The sequence below is a fragment of the Halobacillus sp. HZG1 genome, assembly GCF_035818575.1.
GTDB lineage: Bacteria > Bacillota > Bacilli > Bacillales > Halobacillaceae > Halobacillus > Halobacillus litoralis.
Genome location: NZ_JAYLVQ010000077.1, coordinates 1 through 11,407 on the forward strand (window position 1 = coordinate 1; position 11,407 = coordinate 11,407).

At 43.0% G+C, this 11,407-nt stretch carries 9 protein-coding genes and 1 riboswitch; of the genes, 4 read left to right on the top strand and 5 right to left on the bottom strand.

What is annotated here, in order from left to right:
- Nucleotides 1–244 precede the first annotated feature (244 nt).
- Complete coding sequence (locus VKA52_RS15190; RefSeq protein WP_160914093.1) at nucleotides 245–508, top strand: hypothetical protein; 264 nt, start codon at nucleotides 245–247, stop codon at nucleotides 506–508.
- Between the two features lie 67 nt (nucleotides 509–575).
- On the opposite strand, the gene VKA52_RS15195 is transcribed toward VKA52_RS15190, so the two are convergent.
- From VKA52_RS15195 to VKA52_RS15205, 3 genes are read right to left on the bottom strand one after another with little or no spacing between them, the layout of a single operon-like run.
- Entirely contained in the window at nucleotides 576–1,667 is a 1,092-nt protein-coding gene (locus tag VKA52_RS15195) for a Ger(x)C family spore germination protein (protein ID WP_326316287.1), read from the bottom strand.
- Nucleotides 1,664–2,755 carry a GerAB/ArcD/ProY family transporter gene (locus VKA52_RS15200; protein WP_326316288.1) on the bottom strand — a complete coding sequence of 364 codons (1,092 nt, stop codon included), beginning with the start codon at nucleotides 2,753–2,755 and terminating at the stop codon, nucleotides 1,664–1,666. The genes VKA52_RS15195 and VKA52_RS15200 overlap by 4 nt, the downstream gene beginning before the upstream one ends.
- Nucleotides 2,756–2,766: 11 nt before the next feature.
- The gene (locus VKA52_RS15205; protein ID WP_326316289.1) at nucleotides 2,767–4,179 is read right to left on the bottom strand and encodes a spore germination protein; all 1,413 of its coding nucleotides are present in this window, start codon (nucleotides 4,177–4,179) and stop codon (nucleotides 2,767–2,769) included.
- Between the two features lie 201 nt (nucleotides 4,180–4,380).
- Between VKA52_RS15205 and VKA52_RS15210 the strand changes: the two genes are divergently transcribed.
- Nucleotides 4,381–5,478 carry an NADH:flavin oxidoreductase gene (locus VKA52_RS15210; RefSeq protein WP_326316290.1) on the top strand — a complete coding sequence of 366 codons (1,098 nt, stop codon included), beginning with the start codon at nucleotides 4,381–4,383 and terminating at the stop codon, nucleotides 5,476–5,478.
- 58 nt (nucleotides 5,479–5,536) lie between these two features.
- Here the strand turns inward: VKA52_RS15210 and VKA52_RS15215 are convergent, their stop codons facing one another.
- Complete coding sequence (locus tag VKA52_RS15215) at nucleotides 5,537–6,757, bottom strand: hemolysin family protein (RefSeq protein WP_160914085.1); 1,221 nt, start codon at nucleotides 6,755–6,757, stop codon at nucleotides 5,537–5,539.
- Nucleotides 6,758–7,059: 302 nt separating this feature from the next.
- On the opposite strand from VKA52_RS15215, the gene VKA52_RS15220 reads away from it, so the two are divergent.
- On the top strand, nucleotides 7,060–8,712 hold the full coding sequence (locus VKA52_RS15220; RefSeq protein ID WP_326316291.1) for a DUF2207 domain-containing protein: 1,653 nt from the start codon (nucleotides 7,060–7,062) through the stop codon (nucleotides 8,710–8,712).
- Between the two features lie 170 nt (nucleotides 8,713–8,882).
- A riboswitch (purine riboswitch) is annotated at nucleotides 8,883–8,984 on the top strand.
- Nucleotides 8,985–9,115: 131 nt separating this feature from the next.
- The gene (locus tag VKA52_RS15225; protein WP_326316292.1) at nucleotides 9,116–10,306 is read left to right on the top strand and encodes a NupC/NupG family nucleoside CNT transporter; all 1,191 of its coding nucleotides are present in this window, start codon (nucleotides 9,116–9,118) and stop codon (nucleotides 10,304–10,306) included.
- Nucleotides 10,307–10,467: 161 nt separating this feature from the next.
- Here VKA52_RS15225 and VKA52_RS15230 read toward each other — a convergent pair whose 3' ends face one another.
- Nucleotides 10,468–11,271, bottom strand: coding sequence for a SurA N-terminal domain-containing protein (locus tag VKA52_RS15230; RefSeq protein ID WP_326316293.1), 804 nt, complete (start codon nucleotides 11,269–11,271; stop codon nucleotides 10,468–10,470).
- Between the last annotated feature and the right edge of the window lie 136 nt (nucleotides 11,272–11,407).

Genomic DNA, 11,407 nt, shown 5'->3' on the forward strand with positions numbered 1-11,407 from the left:
GCGAAAGGCCATCCTCAAATCGGATGACCTTTCGCTTTCTTTACTACAGAAATTATAGCCGTGATGTTCATCTCCCAGCAGCTCTGACATATCTATAATCTATAAAAACATAGGCGTTTTTCACAAATCTGTGAACGAATGACTTTTTTTCTTTTTTATTTGTCCAAAACCTATTGCAATTAGTCTGAATATTCCATAAAATCAATCATAATTTAACTATATCAAATCAGAAGGAAGTGTTCTTTTGAATACAAAAACGGTGAGTCATCTTTACAACGTCTGCCCCCTCTGCCACGGAACCGGGACTTATAAGGAATATGATGACAGCAAAGCAAACATGATCATGGACCACTACAGTCGCGTGAATCATGCCAGTGAAAAGACAGCATGGAAAATGGCGGTAGAAGAAACGAGTTACAGTACGGAATGTGGACGGTGCCATGGAAATGGTCACGTGCTGAACGATGAAGGCGAAGAAATGTACCAGGCCTTAAAACAGTTTGCTTAAACTTTAGCTCCAAAGTACAGCATAAGAAAATCCTGTGTGAGTTGCCAACTACACAGGATTTTCCTGTTTAAAACAGTCCCCCGGTCTTTTCAATATCTACTTTCACATCCAACTGAATCTCAACCTTTTTATATTCACTCTCCCAGTTGATTCGTTTCCATTTCTCCGGATACTTCGTTGCTACGTCCATCCCGATACCTAAAGGATCACTATTGGATTCCTGAAGGATGGCTACAACTTCCTCCATTCTTTTTGTCATCACCTTTTCGGCTTGGGCTGCCATACTTTTAAGATCTGAACCTCCAAATGGATTCGCGTTCAGTTCTGTTTTAACTTTTAAACGAAGTGTGCTTGTAATGGAATCGTCCTTTGAGACTGTGGTATCAAGCTTCCTATTCAATCCCATGATGGATAATCGATACTTTTTCTCAGGATTTTGCTCATAAGGGATAAAGACATCTGCGATAAATCCTAGATCATCCCGCATAATAAGCAAAAGGGTCGACTGCTCGGTGTCCAAATTTTTCCCTGTATATTTGTCTTGGTCAAAAAGGGCCAAACCCGCTATTTCCGGCTTGTCATTTGTTTTCTCAAGTAATGGGAGGACCATGTCTATTCTCTCATCCCCCATCTTATTCCATATCGTGAATAGATTCAGTTCCGGGATAAGAGTGTTTGCTTCTGCCGCACGGATCCCGTTCAATACGCGGAAGGCGATTGGACTGTCCTCCTCATTGATGCTGAGAATGTCTATGGCTTTCCCTTTGACTACTACCGCTTTTGAAGGCAAATATCCGAGATTTCCTCGATAAAATGTCTCCAATAATGGATGGATCCCTTCTTTTGCCAATTCATCCCCTATAAAGATAATGAAGGTTTTCGTGACATCCAGACGGCCGGGCAGATTCTTCTTGATCTCATGACCTATTTCTCCTGTCGTTGGTTCTTTCGAAGTTAACAACTCATCTTTCACTTCAATAGTCCCACCGCCCTGGGACTTAATGTTAAGCGCACGTACACCTCCTTGAATGAGGTTGGGGTCTTCATCAGAGAGATCAAAACTAATGCCATTAATCAGTCTCCGATCACTTAAGTTTTCCTGATCCCAGCACCCGGTAAGCAACAGAAGCGATAAGAAGAGAAACATAGATTTTTTCATGTGTTCACCTTCTTCTTTTTCAAAAGATAAGATAAGAGGAGGAGCATAGCAGGAAGAAAAAATACAACCGTATAAATCACATACTTAAGGAATTGTGCATACAACTGCAAAGCTTCTTCATTATAGGAAAAGGAAATAGTGGCGATGTAAATGATCGCTCCGCTTAGTAGGACGGTTACTTGAAAAGGCTTCCCTTCCCCCATCAAACTTTTACTGGCAATCAATAGGTAGATCATGACAGACGCGGTCATAGGACTGAGCCATATGAACACAAATAGGAGATCAATACGGTCAACGGCCCGAAATGAAAGGGAACGGATCATATAGAGGACAGGTTCTCTCACCTGCTTCAACACATCCGGGCTGAATACCATTATACAAAGCACAACGACCACGATGTACAGCAATGCGATCGTAGCGTTCGCTAGGGAAAACGTACGTAACAGCTTTGAATTTTTCATATGTACGTACGGGCCGATAAACAAAAGGACTTCAAACCCTAAGACAGCGAATAAAGCTCCTTCGCTGGCTTGAATGATAGACAAGACCCCTTCTCCACCCACTGGTCTTAAATTACGCGGTTCTAAAGGTATTTGGAACAAAGCAATGATAATCAAAAGAAAGACAGGAATGAGAACCACGGATAAGACGACTAAATACCTTGTAAACACTGCATAATCCTGAACGACCAAATACATGCTGAGTCCGATAATTAATAAGGCAATTGCCCAGACAGGCGTAAAAGGGAGAAGCCAGTCATTCACTAACTGAACAAGAAGAATCATCGTATAGGCCCCGATGATCATGTACCCAGCATAGTTGACTATATTAATCGTCTTTCCTAAAAAGGGGCCGGTGATTATTTGCGTAATGTCATGGTAAGAGCATCCCGGAAAACGTTTAAGTAAAAGCCAATAGATGACTAAAGTCATTTGAACAAAAACGCTGGCTACGAGGACAGAAATCCATGCGTCCTGGTTCACTTGTTTTTCCAGAATATTAGGAAGCGAAAGCATCCCCAACCCTAACTGGGCCTGAATGATCATCAGATATATTTGCAGTTTTGTGAGCAGCCGCCCGTTTTTCAATGGACTCCCTCCTAGTTTGGAGATGTTCCGTTTTTATTTGGTTTCCTAAGAATAAAATCTCCCATTTCATTCGATCTAAGCGGGGCCAAGGGGGCGAAATAAGGTTCTCCGAACGACTCGAGCTTGCACAGGTGGATGATAATAGCCATTAATATGATGGCTATCCCGAACAAACCGAATAAAAAAGCCGCAATCATTGATACAAATCCAAGCAGACGAGAGATGACAGCCATCTGGTTAAATGGAGCAGCAAATGAAGCAATTGCTGTAAGGCCGATAATGACGATCATCGTGTTGGATACAAGGCCTGCCTCCACCACAGCGGTTCCGATCACGAGTCCTCCGACAATCCCGATCGTCTGGGCAATCGGGGATGGCAGACGAATGGCCGCTTCTTTTAAAATCTCCAAAATGAACTGCATCAATAAGGCTTCTAATATTGGTGGAAAAGGAACATATTCAATAGATGTCCGAATACTGTACAAAAGCCCGAGAGGCAGAATTTCCGGATGGAAACTGACAATCGCAATATACATAGCTGGAAGCGTCACCGCTATCAAAAAGGAGATTAAACGAATAATACGGAAAAACGACCCTACAAGCCAGTGCATGGAATAGTCATCAACCGATTGATAGAAAGCAAAAAAAGTGGTGGGTAACACAAGCACTTCAGGTGTACCGTCAACAATTAAAACTGCTTTTCCCTCGAGCAAATAAGAGGCTGCACGATCCGGCCGTTCTGTACTTAAAGCCTGAGGAAAAGGGGAATGCATGTTATCCTGAATCACTTCCAGGAGGCCTGTAGATGTCTGCAGGTCCTGAAGGTGGACACCATCTAACTTTTCTTCAATATGGTGCAGTACCTTCTGATCAATAACTTCGTCCATGTACATGAGAGCCACGTTTGTATCAGTCAACTCGCCGAACACATATCTTTTCACTTTAAAAGAAGGGGCTTTGATTCTTTTCCTTAAAAGCATCATATTTGTAACCATTGATTCTCCGAAGCCATCGTGCGGACCGCTGATGATATGCTCGGAGTCAGGTTCTTTGATGGCCCTTTTCTCTTCCACAGGTACTGAAGCTAAAATGGCTGTTTCCTGCCCTTCTAACAAGAAAGCACAGCTTCCACTTAGGAGTTCGGATACAAGTGTATGAACTGTCCCTGTCTGCTTGTCCTCAGAAACTTGGAGAGCTTCCAGAGCATTTTTGACTTTGCTTGATTTTAGAGGTCGAATGATAAACTCCATGACTTTATCTTTAGCGACAAGTGAATCGATATAAAGGATTTGTCCCTCTTCCCCCCCAAAGGTGACGGATTCCACAACTAAATCTTCGGTGTGGAAAAAAGCTTGTTGAATAAGCTGGACATTCTGATTCAAATTATCTGTAAGGATCCTTTCTTCGCTCTTGCCTTGAGACATAGTTTCCCCCTCCCTTATAAGATTCACTGCTATTAGCTTGTAACGCGGAAGCAAATTTATGCGATAGCCAGGCGGCTAGTATTTTATTTATGACTCATAGGACGGAGTACCTGAATATGTTCAAGATGAGCATTTATTTTGAAGCTGAGATAAAAATCAAGTAACCTTTAAAACAATGATCAGAAGAAAGGTGGATGTTCCATGTTATTTGATTCATATAAACTAGACAGCAAAAGATTAGACAACCGATATGTGGTAGCACCGATGACTCGCATCAGTGCCGAAGCAGACGGCCGCGCGAATGACCGTATGAAAAAATATTATCAACGATTCGCTAAGGGTGGATTCAGTACCATCATTACGGAAGGCATCTATCCAGACAGGACCTTCAGTCAGGGGTACAACAATCAACCCGGAATGGCTACAGATATCCACGCAGATGCATGGAAGCCAATAGTGGACACTGTCCACGAGGAAGGCAGTTTCCTGATTGCTCAACTGATGCATGCCGGTGGACAAAGCCAGGGAAATGCCTATACAGATGAAACCATCGCCCCATCTGCCATCCCTCCTAAAGGGGAACAGCTGGGTTTTTATGGAGGATCAGGCACATTCCAGACACCTCGTGCCATGGATGACCAGGACTTTTTAGAAGTGAAAGAGGATTTTGTTGCAGCTGCGCGCCGTGCAAAAGCAGCCGGTTTTGATGGAGTGGAAATTCACGGAGCTAACGGCTATCTTCTGGATCAATTTTTAACAGATTATTTGAATAAGCGAGAGGATGAATACGGGGGGTCTGTCGATAACCGCCTCCGTTTTGTATTGGAAGTCGTGGATGAAGTGCTTGCAGAAGTCGGAGAAGACTTCATCATCGGAATCCGAATCTCTCAAGGTAAAGTTGCTGACCAATCACACAAATGGGCAGGCGGTGAAAAAGAAGCCGAGCAAATCTTCGGTGCATTAGGAAAGACAGGACTGGATTACATCCACGTCACAGATGGGGATGCGACAGCCCCTTCTTTCGGTGAAGGATCCAAGACGCTTGCCGGTGCAGCTAAGACTTACGGCGGCATCACAGTCATCGCAAACGGCCAGCTCCAGGAACAGGAGCGTGCCGAAAGTCTTCTACAATCAGGAGAAGCCGATCTTGTAGCGATAGGTACCGGAGCGCTTGCCAACCCTGATTTACCGAACAAAGTGAGAAACAATGATGAACTGAATGCTTTCGATTTCGAAAAAATCCTGCTCCCACAGGCAGAAGTCAAAGACCACGAACTCGAGGCACCAATCAAAGAATAAACATCAAAAAAGACCCGGTCACATACGACCGGGTCTTCTCTATTTCCTGCACTCCAAATCATTTAATAATCTGAACTTTCCGCACCATACGTCCCTCGATTTCCAACACTTTGAACGTTAGATTATTTTGTTCCAATATATCCCCTTCATTAGGAAAATCGTTGAATTCCTTGATCAGATAACCAGCAAGCACATCTTCCTCTTCTGGAATTTCCGTGTCAAAAATAGAGTTCAGGCGACGCAGTGTAATTTTCCCATCACAGATCAACTCTGTTTCTGAAATTTTTTCAATGATGGAATCACTCTCTACGTCCATTTCATCTTCTATTTCCAAACCAATCATCGCTTCAATGACATCTTCATGGGTTAGAACCCCCTCGGTTCCCCCATATTCATCCAAAACGATCGCCATGTGCTTCTTCTCTTTCGTCATTTTCCTAAACACCCATTCGATCTTATGGAACTCATAGACGACCAGGGGATCTTTATACGTATAGTCCATAAACGGTTTTTCAGGTTCCATCGCCCACGAAATTAAATACTTCGAGTGGAAAACGCCGATGATATCATCAATGTCCTCCCCATAGACCGGGTACCTGGTGAACGGGTGTTGCACGACCATGTCCCGGACCTCCTCGAAGGAAGCTTCCTGATCAATGGCAATCATGTCGACACGTGGTGTTTTCAAAACATCTTTTACGTTCAGATTATAAAAATCAAGCACACCTTTAATCCGGTGGGATTCCGCTTCATTGAAAGTCCCCTCGGAGTCCGCGATGTCCACCATTGTACGCAGCTCTTCTTTTGAAATGGAAGATTCATTCACCTCCCCTTTCGATAAAGCATTTGTAATAAATCCTGTTAACCGATTCAGGACAATGGTGATGGGTTTGAAAAGGATCACAAAAAAACGAATGACTGGATAAACAGTCAAAGCGATGCGATCCGGAAAAGCAGCAGCCACTGATTTCGGAATGACCTCTGAGAAAATAATAATGGTCACCGTCAGGATGGCAGAGGCCAGCCCAACACTGAACCCATATTGGATAGCTAGTGTAGTCACAAGTGTAGGAAGCAGGATATTAGCAATATTATTCCCAATTAAAATTGTAGTGATGAACTCACTAGGGTGTGAGAGTAAATCCAGTAATTTCCCTGCTTTTTTATCGTCTTTCTTTGCTCTCGATTGGAGCTTCATTTTGTTAGCTGCCGTAAGGGCCGTTTCACTTCCTGAGAAGAAAAGCGAAACGAACAGCAAAAAGATGATCGCAATGATCACGGGGCTATTCCTCCTTGAATAATGGACACATTTTTAAGTGAAGAGGGATAAAAAACAGATTCCCTCTTCTTGTTCACGTGAATTTTTTTGATACTCAATAAAATTCACACGAAACTTCAGTCTTACCTATTGTACACTACCTCCTTTTCCCTTAGAAGAAATATGAAAACTATCTCTTGCTTCTACTGTGAAAATCATTTTATGAAAGGAAGATCTCTCAAGAAACTTCTTCATGCGTAAAGTTTTATATGAAACCTTTGACTGTAATGACACGTAAAAGTTAAGGAAAGCAGGTGACGCAAATGAAGAAACTATTGTGGAGTGTGTTTTTGTTTACTCTTCTCGTATTCATCCCCACCCAAGTTTTTGCGGTTGAATTTACGATCGAAGAATCAAACATCCATGCGACTCTAAAATCAGATGGCTCCGTGGAGGTGAAAGAGACTCACACGTATGATTTCAGCGACGAGTTTAACGGGATCACCCGTACGCTCATTCCGAAAAAGACCTCCACTATCACAGGTGTAAGGGCTACGGAAAATGGCTCTGAGCTTACGGTTGAACAAGAGGAAAACCTGTATAAAATCCACAGGAAAGGCTCTGACGAAACCATCACGATTGATCTTTTTTACACCATCAATGATGGCGTAGAAGTGTATACAGATGTCGCTCAATTCTATTGGCCGTTTTTTGATAAAAGTAATGAATCGACTTATGAGGACTTGACGATTACCGTTGAACCTCCGGTACCTACGGAAGTTTTGTCGGCATACGGATTTGATGCTGCTTACGATACAGCCTCCTCTTCATCTGACGGGAAAGTCGTTTTTCATTTAGGTGAAGTCAGTGATGGATCAAATGGAGATATACGCGTGGCTTATGAAGCCGCCACCTTCTCTGATGCTCCTGTCACGAGTTTTGAACCCATGTTAGAAGAAATACAAGCGGATCAAGCACAATTAGACGAAAAAGTAGCAGCACGAGCAGAGGCAAAGAAGTGGTGGGGAAATTTCGCTGTTTATTTCAGTAGTGCTCTCGCTCTCGTTGCAGTGGGGCTTCTCATCCACGCCCTCCGGAAAAGAAACGAAACGGGCCGAGAAGTAGAAAGGCAAAAAAGCAGTACGGGGAGCTTTCCTAAAGAAAAAATGAGTCTGCCTGCGTTGATGCTTTTTACCAATCATGGACAATTGCCCATATCTGCATTGACAACTGCTCTGTTGGACCTGGTGCGTAAGGGGAATATCCAAAAGATATCGGATCAAGAGTTTAAACTGAGTCATCGGCATACCGATTATCCACACGAACATCGATTGATACAATGGCTATTTGATGACATCGCTGATTCAGATCACCTTCATCTGGAAGACGTTGAAGCCTATGCGGAAGAAAAGACGAACCATGAGAAGTATCAAATGAGTATTCAAGCCTGGCAGGAACAGGTGAAACAGGAATTCCGGCAATATGAGCTTAAGCAAAAAGCACCCGTCCCACGCTGGATTGCAGGCATCGCATCCTTTGTGACGCTTCCATTCATAGGGTTGTTTCCTTTATATGACCACTTCCTATGGATGTTTGTTTCTATAATGTTTTTCACCTTTTTCCTGAGCTTCAGCATCGCTTACAGACCTCTGAACGTGGAAGGACGCAAACTGAAAGAAGAATTAAAACCATTAAAAATCAGTGATCAGTGGAAAGAGTGGGAAAAAGAAGACCAAACCCTCGCCCTCCTTTACCAGGTCGGAATGGGAAAACGCAATCTGACCCATCACTCCCCTGCTCCCCTATCGAACTCCAGCGATGACTGGATTATGTTTCTGGCACTCAGCGCAGCGGTACAAACAAGCTTCGAAAGAGCTAGTGGGCACGCTTCCGTTTCCGCCTCTACAGGCGGGGTCAGCGCCGGCGGTGGCGGCGCAGGAGTCGGTGGCGGTGGTGGTGGTTCCGGTGGTTTTTGAACTAGAAATGTCTCTACTTTTTCAAGTAGGGACACCTTTTTATATAGACCAATAGATGGTGTAACCTTTTCAGTTACACCGGCATTTATATTCATTTAGAATATTCCGTATTTTACAACATTACACCATTGTCTTGTCACGCTCTGTTTCGTCTGCTAGAATTTCAAACTATCAACTTCATACGGATTCCTTATATAAATGTGGAAATATGGTCCACAAGTCTCTACCCGGCTACCGTAAATGACCGGACTATAAGGAAAGATACACACAGGCTGTTTATATTATAACCTGTTCTACCTCTTTCCTTTTTTCTATGGAAAGAGGTTTTTTATTTATCATAGGTTGTCAGACATCCTACCTCCAATGAAAGGAATCCGTATACTATTCCAAGGAGGAACACATCATGAACATTCTTACAGGACTACTCTCTTTACTCGTCATCGTTGCTTTAGCCTGGCTGCTTAGCAGCAACCGAAAGATGGTGAAATGGCATACCATTCTTGTCGGTTTAGCTTTAGAAGGGATCTTTGTGTACACCATGCTCAATGTTTCTATCGGACAAAAGCTGTTAAAGCAAGCTGCCCTCTTCATACAAAGCGTGATTGATTACAGCTCTGCAGGGATTGAATTTGTTTTTGGTCCACTATTTACTCAAACAGATATCAACTTTTTGTTTGCAATCAACGTGTTAGGCGCACTCATTTTTATATCGGCCCTGATTTCTGCTCTTTATCACATCCGCCTGCTCCCTTTGATTGTGAAATTCTTAGGAACTGTAATTGGAAAGTTGCTGAAAACATCCAAAGTTGAGTCCTTCAGCGCAGTCGGAAATACGTTTCTTGGAGTGGCAGAGGCACCATTGCTCGTGAAGCCTTATTTGGCCCGAATGACTCGTTCTGAAACCTTTGCAATTATGGTTGGAGGAACAGCCTCAGCCAGTGGAGCCATCTTAGTTGGTTATGTGGGAATGGGAATTGATCTGAAATATCTATTAATCTCTATTTTCAGTGTACCTTTCGTATCTTTGGTCATAGCCAAACTGCTTGAGCCGGAAGTGGAAGAATCTGAACTTAATGAGGAAATACAGATGTCAGAATCTGGTCACGCCAATGTATTTGAAGCAATTTCTGATGGAGCCGTTAGTGGAGTGAAACTCGCCTTAAATATCGGTGGACTTTTGATTGCTTTCATCAGTATGATTGCCCTTGTCAACGGACTCTTAGGCTTAATCAACACTGACCTATCGACCATTTTCGGATTCTTATTCTATCCCTTCGCCCTTCTCATTGGAATTCCGATCTCAGATGCTTTCCAGGCCGCTTCGATCATCGGAACGAAACTAGCAGCGAATGAATTCATCGCATATGGAAATCTGACAGAGATGGTCGATCAATTGTCTCCGAAGACAGTCGCCATCATGTCTGTGGCTCTATGTAACTTTGCGAATCTCTCATCCATCGGCCAATTGATTGTGGGTCTAGGTTCGCTGGCACCTAATAAACAATCCCAAGTAGCCAAGCTAGGTCTAAAAGCCATTATCGGAGGAACACTCGCAAGCTTCATCACCGCCATCTTTGTATCCATGTTTATATAAAGAGCACAAGTGAGCATATGTAATAATATGTAAGACCTGGTCGCCCATAAAATGGGTGACCAGGTCTTACAATTTAAACCAATTTCATCTAATCTCACCTTTGCACTATTGAATACATCAAAAAAACCAGACCTCATGAGGTCTGGTTTTTGTGCTTATTATTAAAGATTAACTGTAACTTCTGCTTCTTCGCGAAGTTTATCGACAAGTTTTTGAGTGGCTTGTCCTTCTTTTTGACGAGTCAACTGCTGCTCGATGGTTGGTTTTGCTTCTTCAAAGGATGGTACTTCTTGTTCGGTATCCATGCTCTCTTGTTGTTCTTTCATTTTGTCATAAGCTTCCTTGACTTCTTCTTCGGAAGGCTTCACATCTCCTGCTTCCTCAGCAATCAGCTTATCAATTTTAACTTGAGTCTGAATTTGAGACCTTACTTCCTTCTCACTCATTCCCTGCTCTTCTAGCGCAGCAAGAAATTCATCAGCGGAACCCACTTGCTGTTGCTTAGCCAATTCCTCAAGTGTCTGGTTTACTTCTTTTTCAGACGCTGAAAATTCACGATTGTTTGCTTCCTGCATCAACAGTTCTTGTCCTACAAGGCTTTCGGCTACCTGCTTCTTCAATTGATCCTGATCAAGTTCCTGCCCTGTCATTTGAGACTGCATCGCTGCTTGTTGGAACTGTCCTTTATAAGTCATTTCAAATTCTTCTTTTTTAATTTCCGTACCATTTACACTAGCAACAACTTCCGGTACACCTTCAAGATCCGGTTCAGGAGCTTCAGGCTGTTCACCAGATTCTGCTTGTTCGGTTTTCTCTTCTTTTTCTTTCTCATTTTCCTTATCATCAGAAGCGCCTTCATCGTTACCGCAGGCGGCAAGTAGAGAAACGAACGCTACAAATAGTAAACTCAATAACCACTTTTTATTCAATGTCATTACTCCTTTATTCATCGTTGTGATAGCCATTGTAACACGGAACTACTTTCTGTAAACACACCCATATCGCCGTTACCCACTACCCGGCTGCACTCAACCACTTCAAAACCCTGTCATGCCAAGGCTTTTTCAAGGAATATTTTGTCTTTCTTACAAATGTGGAAAA